This window comes from Pantoea sp. y20 (assembly GCF_054903455.1).
In genome coordinates this window covers 2,201,897-2,218,332 of the sequence record NZ_CM142816.1, presented here as the reverse complement: position 1 = coordinate 2,218,332, position 16,436 = coordinate 2,201,897, and the positions used below count along the sequence as shown (strand labels likewise).

General features: G+C 55.5%; 16 protein-coding genes. 11 read left to right on the top strand and 5 right to left on the bottom strand.

Going from position 1 to position 16,436, the window contains the following annotated elements; translation table 11 throughout:
• Nucleotides 1-57 precede the first annotated feature (57 nt).
• The 6 genes from pspB (at nucleotide 58) to tyrR (ending at nucleotide 5,152) form a co-directional block, all read left to right on the top strand.
• Complete coding sequence (gene pspB, locus ACYAC5_RS10400; protein WP_007888081.1) at nucleotides 58-285, top strand: envelope stress response membrane protein PspB; 228 nt, start codon at nucleotides 58-60, stop codon at nucleotides 283-285.
• Nucleotides 282-629 (top strand): envelope stress response membrane protein PspC, encoded by a 348-nt coding sequence (gene pspC, locus ACYAC5_RS10395; RefSeq protein WP_101764292.1) that lies wholly within the window; start codon nucleotides 282-284, stop codon nucleotides 627-629. The genes pspB and pspC overlap by 4 nt, the downstream gene beginning before the upstream one ends.
• Nucleotides 630-676: 47 nt before the next feature.
• Complete coding sequence (pspD, locus tag ACYAC5_RS10390; protein WP_007888070.1) at nucleotides 677-925, top strand: phage shock protein PspD; 249 nt, start codon at nucleotides 677-679, stop codon at nucleotides 923-925.
• Nucleotides 906-2,303 (top strand): YcjX family GTP-binding protein, encoded by a 1,398-nt coding sequence (locus ACYAC5_RS10385; protein ID WP_210080730.1) that lies wholly within the window; start codon nucleotides 906-908, stop codon nucleotides 2,301-2,303. The genes pspD and ACYAC5_RS10385 overlap by 20 nt, the downstream gene beginning before the upstream one ends.
• Nucleotides 2,300-3,373, top strand: coding sequence for a YcjF family protein (locus tag ACYAC5_RS10380; RefSeq protein WP_101764294.1), 1,074 nt, complete (start codon nucleotides 2,300-2,302; stop codon nucleotides 3,371-3,373). The genes ACYAC5_RS10385 and ACYAC5_RS10380 overlap by 4 nt, the downstream gene beginning before the upstream one ends.
• Nucleotides 3,374-3,586: 213 nt before the next feature.
• Nucleotides 3,587-5,152 carry a transcriptional regulator TyrR gene (tyrR, locus tag ACYAC5_RS10375; protein ID WP_101764295.1) on the top strand — a complete coding sequence of 522 codons (1,566 nt, stop codon included), beginning with the start codon at nucleotides 3,587-3,589 and terminating at the stop codon, nucleotides 5,150-5,152.
• 419 nt (nucleotides 5,153-5,571) lie between these two features.
• Here the strand turns inward: tyrR and ACYAC5_RS10370 are convergent, their stop codons facing one another.
• From ACYAC5_RS10370 to tpx, 3 genes are all read right to left on the bottom strand, one after another.
• Complete coding sequence (locus ACYAC5_RS10370; protein WP_462061699.1) at nucleotides 5,572-7,608, bottom strand: glycoside hydrolase family 31 protein; 2,037 nt, start codon at nucleotides 7,606-7,608, stop codon at nucleotides 5,572-5,574.
• On the bottom strand, nucleotides 7,605-8,984 hold the full coding sequence (locus ACYAC5_RS10365; protein WP_271459721.1) for a glycoside-pentoside-hexuronide (GPH):cation symporter: 1,380 nt from the start codon (nucleotides 8,982-8,984) through the stop codon (nucleotides 7,605-7,607). Before ACYAC5_RS10365 ends, ACYAC5_RS10370 begins: the two co-directional genes overlap by 4 nt.
• A gap of 285 nt (nucleotides 8,985-9,269) precedes the next feature.
• Nucleotides 9,270-9,773 (bottom strand): thiol peroxidase, encoded by a 504-nt coding sequence (tpx, locus tag ACYAC5_RS10360; protein WP_101764298.1) that lies wholly within the window; start codon nucleotides 9,771-9,773, stop codon nucleotides 9,270-9,272.
• A gap of 154 nt (nucleotides 9,774-9,927) precedes the next feature.
• Between tpx and ycjG the strand changes: the two genes are divergently transcribed.
• Nucleotides 9,928-10,914: an L-Ala-D/L-Glu epimerase gene (ycjG, locus tag ACYAC5_RS10355; protein WP_192233972.1), complete on the top strand. Its 987-nt coding sequence runs from the start codon at nucleotides 9,928-9,930 to the stop codon at nucleotides 10,912-10,914.
• Here the strand turns inward: ycjG and mpaA are convergent.
• Complete coding sequence (mpaA, locus tag ACYAC5_RS10350) at nucleotides 10,883-11,596, bottom strand: murein tripeptide amidase MpaA (protein WP_101764300.1); 714 nt, start codon at nucleotides 11,594-11,596, stop codon at nucleotides 10,883-10,885. The two genes, ycjG and mpaA, sit on opposite strands and share 32 nt — an antisense overlap.
• Before the next feature lie 209 nt (nucleotides 11,597-11,805).
• On the opposite strand from mpaA, the gene ACYAC5_RS10345 reads away from it, so the two are divergent.
• From ACYAC5_RS10345 to ACYAC5_RS10335, 3 genes are all read left to right on the top strand, one after another.
• The gene (locus ACYAC5_RS10345; protein ID WP_462061698.1) at nucleotides 11,806-13,425 is read left to right on the top strand and encodes a peptide ABC transporter substrate-binding protein; all 1,620 of its coding nucleotides are present in this window, start codon (nucleotides 11,806-11,808) and stop codon (nucleotides 13,423-13,425) included.
• Between the two features lie 121 nt (nucleotides 13,426-13,546).
• Nucleotides 13,547-14,530, top strand: coding sequence for a zinc transporter ZntB (gene zntB / locus ACYAC5_RS10340; protein ID WP_137385861.1), 984 nt, complete (start codon nucleotides 13,547-13,549; stop codon nucleotides 14,528-14,530).
• A gap of 255 nt (nucleotides 14,531-14,785) precedes the next feature.
• Nucleotides 14,786-14,932: a hypothetical protein gene (locus ACYAC5_RS10335; protein WP_462061697.1), complete on the top strand. Its 147-nt coding sequence runs from the start codon at nucleotides 14,786-14,788 to the stop codon at nucleotides 14,930-14,932.
• 51 nt (nucleotides 14,933-14,983) lie between these two features.
• Here the strand turns inward: ACYAC5_RS10335 and ttcA are convergent, their stop codons facing one another.
• Nucleotides 14,984-15,919 carry a tRNA 2-thiocytidine(32) synthetase TtcA gene (gene ttcA, locus ACYAC5_RS10330; RefSeq protein WP_101764303.1) on the bottom strand — a complete coding sequence of 312 codons (936 nt, stop codon included), beginning with the start codon at nucleotides 15,917-15,919 and terminating at the stop codon, nucleotides 14,984-14,986.
• 282 nt (nucleotides 15,920-16,201) lie between these two features.
• Between ttcA and ACYAC5_RS10325 the strand changes: the two genes are divergently transcribed.
• Nucleotides 16,202-16,402 (top strand): DUF2767 family protein, encoded by a 201-nt coding sequence (locus ACYAC5_RS10325; protein WP_008106442.1) that lies wholly within the window; start codon nucleotides 16,202-16,204, stop codon nucleotides 16,400-16,402.
• Nucleotides 16,403-16,436 lie beyond the last annotated feature (34 nt).

Genomic DNA, 16,436 nt, shown 5'->3' with positions numbered 1-16,436 from the left:
CCACGGGCCTGATTGCGGGCCCGAGTTAAAAATGGTGTTAGTGATTAAGGAGAGTCAATGAGCGCACTTTTTTTAGCCATACCTTTAACGATTTTCGTGCTGTTTGTCGCACCAATTTGGTTATGGCTGCATTACAGCAACAAACGCAACGGCGGCGCCGATCTATCGTCGAGTGACCTGCAGCGTTTGCAACAAATTACCCAGGATGCGCGCCGCATGCGTGAGCGTGTTGAAGCACTGGAAGCCATTTTGGATGCCGAACATCCAAACTGGAGGCAACCATGATGAATGGCCGTAAACTGTGGCGCATTCCGCAGCAGGGCAAAGTACGCGGCGTCTGCGCGGGTATCGCCGAATATCTCGACATTCCGGTACGCTTGCTGCGTGTGATTGTGGTGTTGTCGCTGTTCCTTGGGCTGTTTATGTTCACCATCGTCGCCTATTTTATTCTGGGCTTTGTGCTGGACGAGAAACCCGTTGATGCGACATCTGAACGGGCACCCAGCGCACGTGAACTGCTCGACGAGCTGGAAACAACGCTGCAAAGCGATGAGCGAAAGGTGCGTGAAGTTGAACGCTACGTCACTTCAGAGACGTTTAGCGTGCGCAGCCGCTTTCGCCAGATCTAAATTCCCGGGCTTTCGGGCCCACTTCTTCTATTGTGATAAGAGGCTCTATGCAAACTCAACGTTTTACTGCTCTGCGCCGTCGCGCGACACCTGCGTTGATGTCGGCGGGGAAATTTATCATCATTAGTGCAGTAACTTACGGGCCCGGCGGTATCGCTGGCTGGGCGGTGAAATCGGTGGCGCGCCGTCCGCTGCGCCTGTTGCTGGCGGCCGCCCTGGAACCGTTGCTGAGCAAAGCGTTTAAACGCTTATCGGCACGATTCATCAGGGAGAACGATGAAAAGACTGCAAAATGAATTTGTGGCGTTGATGAACCGCGGTGTTGACCGCCATCTGCGCCTGGCTGTAACCGGTTTAAGCCGTAGCGGCAAAACCGCGTTTATCACTTCGCTGGTTAACCAGCTTCTCAATGTTCACAGCGGCGCACGTTTGCCGCTGTTTTCCGTGGTGCGCGAAGATCGCCTGCTGGGCGTCAAGCGCGTGCCGCAGCGTGAACTCGGCACGCCGCGTTTCACCTACGACGAAGGTCTGGCGCAACTGTACGGCACTCCGCCGATGTGGCCGACGCCGACGCGTGGTGTGAGCGAAATGCGTCTGGCGCTGCGCTATCGTCCGGATGAATCGCTGCTGCGCCATTTCAAAGATACCGCCACGCTCTACCTTGAAATTGTCGATTACCCCGGCGAATGGCTGCTGGATCTGCCGATGCTAGCGCAGGATTATCTCAGCTGGTCACGCCAGATGGTGGGCTTGCTGCAGGGCGATCGCGCAGGCTGGTCAGCGCACTGGCGCAGCTTGTGCGCCGATCTCGATCCTTTTGCGCCCGCCGATGAAAATCGTCTGGCAGCGATTGCCGCTGCCTGGACCGACTATCTGCACCAATGCAAAAGCGAAGGCTTGCACTTTATCCAGCCGGGCCGCTTTGTATTGCCGGGCGATATGGCCGGCGCGCCCGCGCTGCAGTTCTTCCCGTGGCCGCAGGTCGACGAGATGCAGGTTAGCAAGCTGGCGCAAGCGCCAGCAGGCAGCAACTTCGCCATGCTGCAGCAGCGTTTCAACTATTACTGCCAGCACGTGGTGAAAGGATTCTATAAAAATCATTTCCTGCGTTTCGATCGCCAAATCGTGCTGGTCGATTGTCTGCAACCGCTTAACAGCGGGCCGCAAGCGTTCAACGATATGCGTCTTGCCTTGACGCAACTGATGCAGAGTTTCCACTACGGTCAGCGCACGCTGTTCCGCCGTCTGTTCTCTCCGGTGATCGATAAGCTGCTGTTTGCTGCCACCAAAGCCGATCATGTGACTTCGGATCAGCACGCCAATATGGTGTCCCTTTTGCAGCAGCTGGTGCAGGACGCGTGGCAAAACGCGGCGTTCGAAGGCATCAATATGGATTGCCTCGGTTTAGCCTCGGTGCAGGCCACAGAAAGTGGGCTGGTTGATCATCGTGGCGAGAAATTACCGGCGTTGCGCGGTCATCGTCTTGCCGATAATGAAGCGCTGACGTTCTATCCTGGCGAAGTGCCGCCGCGCTTGCCTGGCCACAATTTCTGGCAGCAGCAGGGATTTCAGTTTGAACAGTTCCGGCCGCAGCAGCTGGATGTTGATCGCCCGCTGCCGCATATTCGCATGGATGCCGCGCTGGAATTTTTACTGGGAGATAAATTGCGATGAGCGACGAAACACCTTTGAAAGGACGCATTGATTTTGCCCGTCCGCTGACGGTGGAAGCGGAAAAACCGCTGCGCGCCGCACAAACCTTTAGCGCGGACAGCGAGAAAGCCTTTCTCGCCACGGCGGAAGCCGAGCCGTTGGAAGAGGGCGAAGGCGAAAAAGTGGTGGAAGCCGCGCTGCGGCCGAAGCGCAGCCTGTGGCGTAAAATGGTGGGCGTTGGCCTCGCTATTTTCGGCGTCAGCGTGGTGGCGCAGGGCGCGCAAACGCTGCACGATGCGTGGCTGCTGCGCGACTGGTTTACCCTCGGCACCGGCGTGGCGGGCACATTGATTGTCGCCGCGGGGGCGGGTGCGCTGATTGGCGAATGGCGGCGTTTATATCGTCTGCGTCAGCGGGCCGAAGAGCGCGATATTGGCCGCGAATTGCTGCACAGTCACGGCGTCGGCAAAGGTCGTGCGTTCTGTGAAAAGCTGGCGCAACAGGCGCAGCTTGATCAGGCGCATCCTGCACTGCAGCGCTGGCATGCGGCGCTGCATGAAACCCACAACGATCGTGAAATTGTCACCTTATATGCCCAACTGGTGCAGCCGGTGCTGGATCGTCAGGCGCGCCGGGAAATAAGCCGTCACGCCGCCGAATCGACGTTAATGATCGCCGTTAGCCCGCTGGCTTTGGTCGACATGGCGTTTATCGCCTGGCGCAATCTGCGGCTGGTCAATCGCATCGCGGCGATCTATGGCATTGAGCTGGGCTACTTTAGCCGCATCCGCCTGTTCCGCTTAGTGCTGCTCAATATGGCGTTTGCCGGGGCTTCCGAACTGGTGCGCGAAGTCGGGATGGATTGGATGTCACAGGATCTTGCCGCACGCCTGTCAACCCGCGCTGCGCAAGGGATTGGTGCCGGTTTGCTCACCGCACGTCTCGGCATTAAAGCCATGGAGCTGTGTCGCCCGTTACCGTGGCTGGAAGATGATAAGCCGCGTCTGGGCGATTTCCGTCGCGAGTTAATCGGTCAGCTGAAAGAATCCCTGGTAAAAAGTGGGGATAAAGCAGGGCAGGCTGCTAAATAATCAGCACTTGCGTACCTTTCACGCTGCAACTGGCGTGAAAGGTAAAATTATCTGTGTTACCACGCATATTCGGCGGGATTTTTGTTGGTCGCTCCGTTACACTTCCCTTTATCACCTGCCTCTGGCTGTCAACTTTTCCTGACAGGCCTCTTCTGAGGCGCTGCAAGTTAGCGTATTATCACTAAAATCAAAACCTGACTAAGGCTCATCGCAATGCGTTTGGAAGTTTTCTGCCAGGACCGAATCGGTCTGGCGCGCGAGTTGCTCGACCTGCTGGTTGCCCGCAATATCGACCTGCGCGGCATCGAAATTGCGCCACTCGGTCGCATTTATCTCAATTTTACCGCACTGGAGTTTGAACCCTTCAGTAATCTGATGGCGGAAATCCGCCGTACACCTGGCGTGACAGATGTACGTACCGTTTCGTTTATGCCCTCTGAACGCGAGCATCGCGCATTGAGCGCGCTGCTGGTGGCGATGCCAGAACCGGTGTTATCCATCGATCTGAAATGCAAAGTCGAGCTGGCCAATCCGGCAGCACAGAATCTGTTCACCCTTGATGAGCAGAAGCTGCGCAATCAAAACGTTGGCACCCTCATCACCGGCTTCAATTTCCAGCGCTGGCTGGAGAATGATCGCGTTGACGCACAGGCGCAGCATGTGGTGATTCAGGGGCGCGATTTCCTGATGGAAGCGCGACCGATTTATCTGGCAGAAGAAGAGGGCCAGAGCGACCTGCCGGTCGGCGCGATGATCACCCTGAAATCGACGGCGCGTATGGGCCGACAGTTGCAGAATCTTACCGTTACCGATGAATCGGAGTTCGATCATATCGTGGCGGTTACGCCAAAAATGCGTCAGGTGATCGATCAGGCGCGCAAGCTGGCGATGCACGATGCGCCGCTGTTAATCGTGGGCGATACCGGCACCGGCAAAGATATGCTGGCGCGCGCCTGTCATTTGCGTAGCGCGCGCGGCAAAAAACCGTTCCTGGCGCTGAACTGCGCCTCATTGCCGGATGATGTGGCGGAGAGCGAGCTATTTGGTCACGCTGCCGGTGCTTATCCCAATGCGCTGGAAGGCAAGAAAGGCTTCTTCGAGCAGGCTAACGGCGGTTCGGTATTGCTGGATGAGATTGGCGAAATGTCGCCACGCATGCAGACCAAACTGCTGCGTTTCCTTAACGACGGCACGTTCCGCCGCGTGGGCGAAGAGCACGAAGTGCACGTTGATGTGCGCGTGATTTGCGCCACGCAGAAGAATCTGATTGAGCTGGTGCAGCGTGGTGAGTTCCGCGAAGATCTGTTTTATCGCTTGAATGTGCTGACGCTCAATCTGCCGCCGCTGCGTGAACGTCCACTGGATATTCTGCCGCTCACCGAAATGTTTGTTGCGCGTTTCGCCGATGAACAAGGCTTGCCGCGTCCGCGCCTCTCATCGCAGCTAACGCCATTCCTGACGCGTTATAACTGGCCCGGTAACGTACGCCAGTTAAAGAATGCGCTGTACCGTGCGCTGACGCAGCTGGAAGGTTACGAGCTGGGACCACAAGATATTGTGTTGCCAGAGCAGGCGCTGGATGTGTCATTGGGCGAAGAGGCGATGGAAGGTTCGCTGGACGATATCACCAGCCGTTTCGAACGTTCGGTGCTGACGCGTCTCTATCTCTCTTATCCCAGCACGCGCAAACTGGCGAAACGCCTCGGCGTGTCGCATACCGCGATTGCCAATAAGCTGCGTGAATATGGGTTAGGGCAGAAGCGCAACGAGAGCGAGTAATAGAGCGCGTGCATCTCGCAACGCTGTTCTACGTTTACGTTCAACATTCATGGCGTAATGCCTGTTAGTTAAGCCAACGACGAGTGCGCTGGCCGGAGCTTCCGTGCGTGTTGAAAAGGGCACATTTGCCAGAGGCGCTGGCGCGTCTGCTGCGGCAAAAGGGCCATTCGCAGCGCTGAGGCTTTTACGTTGGGCCAGGAGCCTCACGCATGGATGCGTGAGGCAGTTCGGGGCCGGCCAGGACGGCCGATCCCCGAATGGTCCGTTGGCACAATGTGAAAGCCGAAGGTACCGCGCTAGCGGCGCGAGGACGGCCCGTGACGCAGCAGATGTGTCAGTGCCCGCACCAGATTTAAAGCAACATGCTCTCTAACTGACAAGCATTACGCCATTCATGGCGACCTATCGTAAATGTGCATCTACTCTGGCACGCGGATGTCTACCTGACTTCCTGCTCTCGTAAACACTGGAATTTCACTCAGTGGTGCGGCGACGCTGATGCGTTGGCCGCCTTGATAGCACTCACCATTGCGGGTAATCCATTGTTCACCAGCAGGTAACCACACTTCACGTTCACGCTGCCCGGCGTTTAGCACCGGCGCCACCAGAAGGTCGCAGCCCAGCAGATACTGATCTTCCACTTGCCAGCTCTCTGGCTGCTGCGGGTAGTGATAGAACAGCGGCCGCATCACCGGATCACCTAGCTCATGCGCTTCGCGCATCAGGCCATCAATATAGGGGCGAATCTGCTCACGTTGCAGCAGGCAGCTTTTCATCAGCGCGTAATTCTCCTCACCGTAACTCCATACCTCATTGGGTGAGCCGCTGTTACACTGCGCAATGCCATCGCGCCAGGCTTCTTCAGGTGCAATTTGTGGCTCGCGGTAACCATGCAAACGCATCACCGGACAGAATACCGCCCATTGGAACCAACGGATCAACAGTTCATGAAACGCAGGATCATGAATATTCCCGCCCTGAAAACCGCCGATGTCGGTGGTCCACCATGGAATACCTGCCATCGCCATATTCAGCCCGGCAGTGAACTGATTACGTAAGGCATGGAACGAGGAGTGAACGTCGCCCGACCAGGCAAGCACGCCGTAACGCTGGCTGCCCGCCCAGGCGCAGCGCACCAGATTGACGATCTCGCTCTCGCCCTGTTGTTGCAGACCTTCATAAAATCCGCGGGCAAACAGCTGCGGATAGATATTGCCCACTTCCTGTACCGGGCCGAGATGATAGCGGTAATTATCAAAATCGTAGGCGCGGTATTCTGGCTCTGCTTCGTCGAGCCAGAAAGTGCGGATGCCGTGGTCATAATAGTTGCGCTTAACTTCCTGCCAGACGAACTCGCGTGCGGCGGGATGCGTGGCGTCAAAAAAGGTGGTGTTGCCCATAAAATCAAGGTTCACCGATACGCCGCGCTCGCTGTTAACCAGCAAGCCTTTGGATTTCATCAGACGATAGTTATCACTGCGGCTATCCACCGTGGGCCACACCGACACCATGGTTTCGATGCCCATCTCTTTCAGCTCCTGCACCATGGCACGCGGATCCGGCCAGTCGCGCGCATCGAAACACCAGGTTCCCTGATTTGGCCAGTGGAAAAAGTCGATGACGATCACCGAGAGCGGCAGCTGCTGGCGGCGATATTCGCGCGCGACCTCCAGCACTTCCTGCTGAGTGCGATAGCGCAGTTTGCATTGCCAGAAACCGGTCGCGAAGCTGGGCATCATCGGTGCTGTGCCAGTGGCGCGGCCATACTGACGCACGATCTCAGCGGGTGTGTCGCCTGCGGTGATCCAGTAATCCATCTGATCGGTTACTTCGGCTTGCCAGCGCGTGCCGTTTTTACCAAAGGTCACCTCGCCGATGGCCGGGTTATGCCACAGCAAGCCGTAGCCGAGATTGGATACCATAAACGGCACGCTGGCCTGCGAATTGCGCTGTGCCAGCTCAAGCGTGCAGCCTTTCAGATCGAGACAATCCTGCTGATACTGGCCCATGCCATAGATTTTCTCTTCGGCACGCGCTTCAAAGCGCACGCTCAGCTGATATTTCCCTCCCGGAATCGGTCGAAAGGCGCGCGCATCCAGCTTCAGGGCGCTGATGTATTTGTCCTGGCTCTTTTCGCTGGCACCGATGCCCACGGTGCTGCGCTGACGCCAGAACTCCTCGAGCAGCAATTCACCGCGCTGATTATAGAAAGCCAGCTGGCCGCGAATATTCAGCGTGGCGGTGATATTGCCGTTACGCAAGCTGAGAGATTCATGCTCGCGCTGGATCTCCACCTCGCAAGCCGCAGGCGATAACAACGCCCAGTCATGGTCGATCAGTTCGGGCTGACAGGTGGCTCGTACTCGCAGGCTATGCGCGCCCCAGGGTTCGATAACCAGCGTCTGACGGTCAAATGTCCAGATAATACGCTGGGATTCGGCGCGTAATTCACTCATGACAACTCCTGTGGTTGTAAAAGGGGGGAAGCAGTGGCAGCCGGTTGGGCTGACACTTTGTGCTGATTGATGGTGCGCATGGTGGCATCGTTAAGTTTGTAGCCGCGCATCGCCAGCGCGCTTAACAGCGACAGCAGGCCGGGAACCACCGAAAACAGCGCCACGATGGCCATCATGGCGGCGGGCTGCTGATGCGGTGCCTGAGCGACGTAACCGCTCAGGCCAAGCGTCCAGCCGACAATCGCGCCGCTAATGGCCATGCCCATTTTCAATACGGCGAGCAGAGTCGAGAAGACGGTGCCATCGAGGCGTTTTCCCTGACGATATTCACCGTAATCCACCACATCGGCCATCATCACCCACATCAGCGTGGTGGTGACTTGATAGAAGCTGGAGACGATGAATGTCATGCCAACCAACAGCGCCAGCGAGCCGGGCAGGAACACGATGCTGATGCTTAGCACGCCAGCAGTAATGGCGCTGAGCGTAAAGGCGGTGATTTTGTTCAGGCGGCGCGTCAGCAGTTTCGCCAGCACGCTACCGACGCTTTTGCCGACAATATGCGCGGCCAGCAGCCACATGAAGAGGCTGGCATCACCCAAAAAATAGGTGACGTAGTACATCATCGCGCCGAGCCGCACCACGCCGAATGAGATATTGCAGAACACCAGCAACGCGACCACGCGCCACTGATCGTTACGCAGCAAATCGCGCAGATCGGCAAGAAAGTTGCCGTGGTTAGCGGGAGCATTGATGCGTTCGCGTGTATTGAGAAAACAGATAAAAAACAGCAGGGTTGCCAGCGTCGCCATTATCGACATTGCTGCGAAATAACCGTCCAGTTTGTTACCGCCGCCTAGCCAGGTGGCGAGCGGGATCATCAGGAAAGTGGACATCGCGCCGCCCAGCGTGGCGAGGAAGAAACGCCATGATTGCAGGGAGATGCGCTGATTATCATCGGCGGTGATAATCGCCCCCATCGAGCAGTAAGGAATATTGATGGCGGTGTACATCAGCATCATCAGGCTGTAGGTCACGGCGGCGTAAATCATCTTGCCAGTCAGCGACAGGCTTTCCGGCACCGCATAAATCAACATACAGCTGACGCCGAACGGTACCGCGAGCATCAATAGCCAGGGACGGAATTTGCCCCAGCGTGAACGGGTTCGGTCAGCCACCATCCCCATCGCCGGGTCGATCACCGCATCGGCGACGCGCGCCAGTAAAAACAGCGTCCCAACAAAGATTGCGGGCAAACCCACCACATCGGTGTAGTAAAAGGTGAGGAAAATAATGACGTTATCGATGGCGATATGGCTGGCCATATCACCGAGGCCGTAACTGAACTTTTCTTTAATGGATAAGCTTGCTTGCATAAAGATTCCCGCCTGTCTTTGAATCGCTTAAGTGCAATTGACGGTTAGTTATAGGTAGCGATGTTGATGGGAACAATTGCGGGATTTGTTACGGGTTTTATGTTTTTTAATTAATGTGATACGGGTAACAAGAATCACAGTAAAAATGCAACATGGCGGGAAGAAGTGCTACGTATCGCGATAAATCAACAGGTTGAAAATTGAGCCATCCTGAAGGTGATCATAAAAAAAGCACCGACGCGTTAATCATTCGGTGCTTTTTGTTTCGCCTGGCAGGCGAGAGATTTACTTCAGCGCAGCCAGCGCGGCATCGTAGTTTGGCTCTTCGGTGATTTCATTCACCAGCTCGCTGTAAATCACTTTATCGTTTTCATCCAGCACCACAACCGCACGTGCGGTCAGGCCTTTCAGCGGGCCATCAGCAATCGCCACGCCATAGTTTTCTTTGAACTCAGCGCCGCGCAGGGAAGAGAGCGTGATCACGTTGCTGACGTTCTCTGCGCCACAGAAGCGTGACTGGGCGAAAGGCAGGTCGGAGGAGATGCACAGCACAACCGTGTTGTTCGCTTCACCTGAACGCTCGTTAAACTTACGCACCGATGCCGCACACACGCCAGTATCAATGCTTGGGAAAATGTTCAGAACTTTGCGTTTGCCTGCATAATTAGCCAGGGATACGTCAGTAAGATCTTTTGCGACCAGGTTGAAAGGTTTAGCTTGCTCGCCAACTTGTGGGAACTGGCCTGCAACCGGCACCGGATTGCCCTGAAAGTGAACAGTCTGAGACATGCGATTTCCTTTTTGAACGATGAAATATCTGACTTTTGGAACGTCAGAACAGGTATAGCGCTTGTTTATGACATAATTTTTAAGGGTTTACGAGCGCATTTCCTGGCGATAATCGAGCCGGCTCGCATTTAAGCGACGGATTTAAGGAGAAATAATGAGAACAGTGAAGAGTTATCCGGAAGCCTGGCCGTTACATTCGCCGTTTGTTATTTCGCGCGGCAGCCGCACCGAGGCGCATGTTGTGGTAGTGGAAATCGAGCAGGATGGCGTTAAAGGTGTTGGCGAAGCGACGCCTTACGCGCGCTACGGTGAAAGTGAGGAGTCGGTGCTCAAGCAGATCGCCTCGCAGCTAAGCGCGTTGCAAAGCGGCATGACGCGAGAAGCGCTGCAACAGGCGTTACCGGCAGGCGCGGCACGCAACGCGATTGACTGCGCACTGTGGGATCTGGCACGACAGCAGCAAGGCGAAAGTCTGGTGCAATTGTGCGCGGTGCAACTGGCTGACGAGATTGTCACCGCACATACCATCAGCATCGATACGCCAGATGCGATGGCCAGCAGCGCGCAGGCGCTGTGGCAACATGGCGCGCGTTTATTGAAGATTAAAATGGATGATCACCTGATCAGCGAACGTTTGGTGGCGATACGCAGCGCGGTACCTGACGCGACTTTGATTGTCGATGCCAACGAATCCTGGCATGCCGAAGGCCTGGCGGCACGCTGTCAGCTGCTGGCCGACCTCAATGTCGCGATGCTGGAACAGCCGCTACCGGCCGCAGAAGACAGCGCGCTGGGCAACTTTATCCATCCGCTGCCAATCTGCGCCGATGAAAGCTGCCATACGCGTGAAAGCCTGCCGCAGCTGAAAGGGCGCTATGAGATGGTGAATATCAAGCTGGATAAAACCGGCGGATTAACGGAAGCGCTGGCGCTGGCAGAGGCGGCGCAGCAGCAGGGATTCGCGATTATGCTCGGCTGCATGCTCTGCACGTCGCGGGCGATTCGTGCGGCATTACCGCTGACGGCGCGCGCGACCTTCGCGGATCTCGACGGTCCAACCTGGCTTGCGGCCGATGTTGAACCGTCGCTGCATTTCTCTCACGGCGTACTCAAGCCGCTGGCTGCCAGCGCAGCAGATTGATCATCGCTTCCAGATAGACTTCGGTGGCTTCGTCCACCGAAATCGGCGGCATCTCGGCGGTAATGCATAACAGGCCGAGGTCGTCGCACCAGCTGCCAAACGAACCCGGCGTAGCATAACCCACGCTGCTCACCACCGGCAGCGCGGTCTGCTGCGCCAGCCACTGCGCTAATTCGCTGTGGTGCGGATCGTCAATGCAGGCCAGCGGTTCATGCCACGAAACCACCCAACGCGGTTTGATCTGATGAATCAGCTGGCACAGCGCGCGGGTTTCTGGTTCGGAAGAGGGCGCTGATCCGGTTGAAAGCACCACATCACGCTCATCCGCTTCGCTGTTCCAGCGATACACCGTGTCGCCATGCTGCCAGTTAGCGGCGGGGAAATTACGGTTAAGATCGACGCCGTTGGCGTTGGCGCGCAGCCCCAACTGACAACCATCGGGATTGACCGCCAGAACAACGTGATGACGCCGCAGCGCGTCCGGCAAGGTGCGCATCGCGCCCGATAAGGTGGCAATCGCGGCATTCTCGTCGCCGTGCGTGCCTGCAATAATCAGCCCGCTTTCGGCATCGGCGGCGGGTGCCGGAAACCACAGCAGCGGTGCACCCAGCACCGATTGCCCGTATTGTTGCCAGACAGCGTCCAGCTTGCCGCGCAGCGGACGTGGATGGTATGACGACATGACGTTCCTCTATGAAATGCTTCCAACACCGCCAAAAGCCTTCTGGCGCTCAAGGTAAAAATGTGACCGGGAATCCAGCCTCAACATAACGGTAAATAGCCTGCGGGGAAATAGCTATATATCAATCAGCAATTTGCGATAAAGTGCCAAAAGTTGCTGGCGACACAATCTCTTCGCGGTCGCCATTTTTTTCGCGTAAAGGAGTGGTGATGAAACTAACGTTCCGCAAAACGCTGACTGCCTTAATTGTAGCCAGTGCAGTCTCACCCGCATTCGCCGCCAACGTGCCGTCGGGCGCACAGCTGGCCAGCACCCAGGAAATTGTTCGCCATATTAAAGATGAACCCGCTTCACTCGATCCGATGAAGGCGGTTGGCTTGCCAGAAATTCAGGTGATGCGCGATCTGTTTGAAGGGCTGACCAATCAGGACGCCCACGGAAAAATCGTGCCGGGCGTGGCGCTAAGCTGGAGCAGCAACGACAACAAAACCTGGATGTTTACCCTGCGGAAAGATGCGCGCTGGTCAAATGGTGAGCCGGTTACCGCGCAGGATTTTGTCTACAGCTGGCAACGTTTAGTTGAGCCGAAGAACAGTTCGCCGTTTGCCTGGTTCGCCGCCTTGAGCGGCATTGAAAACGCCGAAGCAATCACCAAAGGACAGATGAGCGCCGATAAGCTGGGCGTGACGGCAACCGATGCGACTCACCTTAAGGTGACATTGTCACGTCCTGTGCCGTGGTTCCCGAGCATGGTCGCCAACGCCGCGATGTATCCGGTATCGAAGCAAGAGATTGAAAAAGAGGGTGATAGCTGGACGTCACCGGGCAAGCTAGTGGGCAATGGCGCTTATCAGCTGCAGGATCGCGTGGTGAACGAAAAAATTGTATTGGTGCGCAACGCTAACTATTGGGATGACCAAAAATCGGTGCTGACGAAAGTCACGTTTATTCCGATTAATGAAGAGTCAAGTGCTACCAAACGCTATCGTGCCAACGATATCGATATCACCGAATCCTTCCCAAAAAACATGTATGCGCTACTGAAAAAAGAGTTGCCTGGTCAGGTGTATACGCCGGATCAGCTTGGCACCTATTACTACGCGTTCAATACCGAGAAAGGGCCAACCGCTGATGTACGCGTGCGCAAGGCGCTGTCGTGGAGCATCGATCGTCGCATCATTGCGGAGAAAGTATTGGGCACCGGCGAAAAACCGGCCTGGCACTTCACGCCGGACGTTACCGCCGGTTTCACCCCGATGAAGAGCTATCTGCAGCAACATAGCCAGCAGGAGCTGAACGCGCAGGCCAAAGCATTGCTGACAGCGGCAGGTTATGGACCGGGCAAACCGCTGCATTTGACGCTGCTCTATAACACCTCGGAAAGCCATCAGAAAATTGCTATCGCGGTGGCGTCAATGTGGAAGAAGAATCTTGGCGTGGATGTCACCTTGCAAAATCAGGAGTGGAAAACCTATATCGACAGCCGTAATAGCGGCAGTTTCGATGTGATCCGTGCTTCATGGATCGGCGATTATAATGAGCCTTCAACCTTCCTCAGTCTGCTGACCTCGACCCACACCGGCAATATCGCGCGCTTCCGCAGTGCCGATTACGATGCGGTGATCACCAAAGCCAGCACTGAAACCAGCGTGGCGGCGCGTAACACCGATTACAACAAAGCCGAGCAGATCATCGCCGATCAGGCACCGATCGCGCCGATCTACCAATACACCAACGGCCGCTTAATCAAGCCGTGGGTGAAAGGTTATCCGATCACCAATCCTGAAGACGTGGCGTACAGCCGCGAGCTGTGGATTGAGAAGCATTAACCCCGCACATCCGCAGGCGGTGATTGTCACCGCCTGTCATCTTTGCTCACAGCCTGATGATTGCAACTGGTCTGCGCCACGCTAGACTGTATCGTATTGATTTTGATAGTGAGGCCAGTTCGTGAACGTCATTGAAGGAAAAGCGTTACAAGTATCCGATGCCATTGTGTCCTGTCAGCTGGATGGCGCAGGCGGCATGATCCCCATCGAAGATAAAGACGTCATCAACTGCGAACGTCCCTGCTGGTTGCACCTCAATTACACCCAACGGCAAAGTGCGGAATGGCTGCAAAACACGCCGCTGATCCCCGATTCGGTGCGTGATGCGCTGGCGGGCGACAGCATGCGGCCGCGCGTGACACGCCTCGGCGACGGCTTCATGATTGTGCTGCGCAGCGTGAACCATAACGCCGATTCACGTCCCGATCAGCTGGTGGCGATGCGCGTATTTATCAACGATAAGCTGATTGTCTCGACGCGCCGTCGCAAAGTGTACGCCATTGATGCCGTGCTGACCGATCTACAACAGGGTAACGGTCCGGTTGATGGCGGCAGCTGGCTGGTGGATGTGTGCGATGCGTTAACCGACCACGCCAGCGAATTTATCGAAGAGATGCACGATAAAATTATCGAGCTGGAAGATGCGCTAATGAATCAGGAAGTACCAGCGCGCGGCGATTTGGCGCTGCTGCGTAAGCAGCTGATTGTGATGCGTCGTTATATGGCACCGCAGCGCGATGTCTATGCGCGGCTGGCTATCGAGAAGATGGCGTGGATGAACGACGACGATCGTCGCCGTATGCAAGAAGTTGCCGATCGCTTAGGTCGCGGATTGGACGATCTTAATGCGGGCGTGGCGCGCACTTCGATTCTGGCGGATGAGGTGGCGTCAATCCTTGCGGAATCGATGAACCGCCGCACTTATACCATGTCGTTGATGGCGATGATTTTTTTACCGGCCACGTTCCTTACCGGCTTATTCGGCGTCAACCTCGGCGGCATTCCGGGCGGCAATTGGGCGCTGGGCTTTACCGCTTTCTGCGTGTTGCTATTGGTGATGGTTGGCGGCGTGGCGATATGGTTGAAACGGCGGAAATGGTTGTAAGGCAGAAAAGCGGATTAAACCTGATCGATATCAATATCCCGCCAGCGCAATCGGGGCAAACTCTTTCCCGCAGGTGAATGCAACGTCAAGCGATGGGCGTTGCGCTCCATATTGTCTTACTTCCTTTTTTGAATTACTGCATAGCACATTTGATTCGTACGACGCCGGCTTATCCGCCGGCTTTTTTTTGTCCGCCTGGCTTGCTCGGCCAACCTTTCCTATGCTTAAAGAACATTCAGCGACAAGGAGAAGGGCATGAAAGAGATCATTGCCAGCGAACCGATTCCTACCGATCCACCACCGATTCCCGAACCGATTCCACAACCGCAGCCGATACCACCCGCACAGCCACCGCACGATCCCGAATTCCCACCGATCCAGGATCCACCCCCGCACCGCTAATAAAAAAGGCGCGTAGCCGAAGCAACGCGCCTTTTTTTACAGCAAAACCGATTACTTAATTTCCAGCACATCAAGACGTACGCTGAGATTCGGCGCATCATCCTCTTCTGGCTGCCAGCCCGCGGGCTGCACCGGCAAGCTTTCGCGATCAAACGCCAAATCACCGCCATCTACCACGGCATCACCGTGTTTGATGCCCTTGAAATCGAACAGATTAATGTCGGCCATATGTGATGGCACCACATTCTGCATCGCGGTAAACATGGTTTCGATACGGCCCGGATAACGTTTATCCCAGTCACGCAGCATGTCGGCAACCACCTGACGTTGCAGGTTCGGCTGCGAACCGCACAGATTGCACGGAATGATCGGGAACTGGCGCGCTTCCGCAAAACGAATGATGTCTTTCTCGCGGCAGTATGCCAGCGGACGAATCACGATATGTTTACCGTCATCGCTCATCAGTTTTGGTGGCATGCCTTTCATCTTGCCGCCGTAGAACATGTTGAGGAACATAGTCTGCAGAATATCGTCGCGATGATGACCTAAGGCGATTTTGCTACAACCCAACTCGGTGGCGGTGCGATACAGAATCCCGCGGCGCAGACGCGAACAGAGCGAGCAGGTAGTTTTGCCTTCAGGAATCTTATCTTTAACGATGGAATAAGTGTCTTCGTTAACGATGTGATACTCAACGCCCTGTTGTTCCAGATAGGCGGGCAGAATATGCTCCGGGAAACCGGGCTGTTTCTGGTCGAGATTCACCGCCACCAGCGAGAAATTCACCGGCGCGCTCTGCTGCAAATTACGCAGGATCTCCAGCATGGTGTAGCTGTCTTTACCACCAGACAGACAAACCATGATGCGATCGCCTTCTTCAATCATGTTGAAGTCAGCAATGGCTTCGCCAACGTTGCGACGCAAACGCTTCTGCAGTTTGTTGAGGTTGTACTGCTCTTTTTTTGTTACTTCTTGATTTTCTGACATTATTTTCACGCTTGAGAGTGAAGGCGAGGGCCGTTAGCGGCTGAAGCAATCTTCAACGGCAATAAACCCTATAAACATGACTGCGTATGGTACGGATTGCGGGCGCGAATGCTAGCCTGAAGTGATCTCTTTTCTGATGATAACTCAATGCGCTTGAGACAAAGGCGCACACTTTGTCAGAACAATCTGGCTATTTATTGATCTGGGCAAATATTTACCTCATCTGGGCCTGACAGGATGGCCGAAGTGCTTTTTTTACTTTCTTTAGGTGAGGAGCGGCAAATGCAAACGTACGATATGGTTTTTGAAGAGGCGTGTCGGCTGGTGGGGCAATGTTATCTGGAGCTGGCACAGCGTGGCGCAGCAACCGAAAAAGAGGTGCTAGCCAGCGAGTTGCGCAATCTACAGTTGCGCTATCGTGAACTCACCGGCTCACCGAATCGGGCGGTAGAGATGGCCATCGTTCAGCTCAAGCCGTGTTAATCCATCAACATTAACCCAGCAAAGAAACGCCCGG

Excerpts from the sequence above, each read along its gene's own strand:
- mpaA (WP_101764300.1), bottom strand. The coding sequence starts at position 11,596 with ATGTCGTCATACCATCCACGTCCGCTGCGCGGCAAGCTGGACGCTGTC.
- ACYAC5_RS10385 (WP_210080730.1), top strand. The coding sequence starts at position 906 with ATGAAAAGACTGCAAAATGAATTTGTGGCGTTGATGAACCGCGGTGTT.
- ycjG (WP_192233972.1), top strand. The coding sequence starts at position 9,928 with ATGAGAACAGTGAAGAGTTATCCGGAAGCCTGGCCGTTACATTCGCCG.
- pspD (WP_007888070.1), top strand. The coding sequence starts at position 677 with ATGCAAACTCAACGTTTTACTGCTCTGCGCCGTCGCGCGACACCTGCG.
- ACYAC5_RS10335 (WP_462061697.1), top strand. The coding sequence starts at position 14,786 with ATGAAAGAGATCATTGCCAGCGAACCGATTCCTACCGATCCACCACCG.
- tyrR (WP_101764295.1), top strand. The coding sequence starts at position 3,587 with ATGCGTTTGGAAGTTTTCTGCCAGGACCGAATCGGTCTGGCGCGCGAG.
- ACYAC5_RS10380 (WP_101764294.1), top strand. The coding sequence starts at position 2,300 with ATGAGCGACGAAACACCTTTGAAAGGACGCATTGATTTTGCCCGTCCG.
- ACYAC5_RS10345 (WP_462061698.1), top strand. The coding sequence starts at position 11,806 with ATGAAACTAACGTTCCGCAAAACGCTGACTGCCTTAATTGTAGCCAGT.
- ACYAC5_RS10370 (WP_462061699.1), bottom strand. The coding sequence starts at position 7,608 with ATGAGTGAATTACGCGCCGAATCCCAGCGTATTATCTGGACATTTGAC.
- pspC (WP_101764292.1), top strand. The coding sequence starts at position 282 with ATGATGAATGGCCGTAAACTGTGGCGCATTCCGCAGCAGGGCAAAGTA.
- tpx (WP_101764298.1), bottom strand. The coding sequence starts at position 9,773 with ATGTCTCAGACTGTTCACTTTCAGGGCAATCCGGTGCCGGTTGCAGGC.
- ACYAC5_RS10325 (WP_008106442.1), top strand. The coding sequence starts at position 16,202 with ATGCAAACGTACGATATGGTTTTTGAAGAGGCGTGTCGGCTGGTGGGG.
- ttcA (WP_101764303.1), bottom strand. The coding sequence starts at position 15,919 with ATGTCAGAAAATCAAGAAGTAACAAAAAAAGAGCAGTACAACCTCAAC.
- ACYAC5_RS10365 (WP_271459721.1), bottom strand. The coding sequence starts at position 8,984 with ATGCAAGCAAGCTTATCCATTAAAGAAAAGTTCAGTTACGGCCTCGGT.
- pspB (WP_007888081.1), top strand. The coding sequence starts at position 58 with ATGAGCGCACTTTTTTTAGCCATACCTTTAACGATTTTCGTGCTGTTT.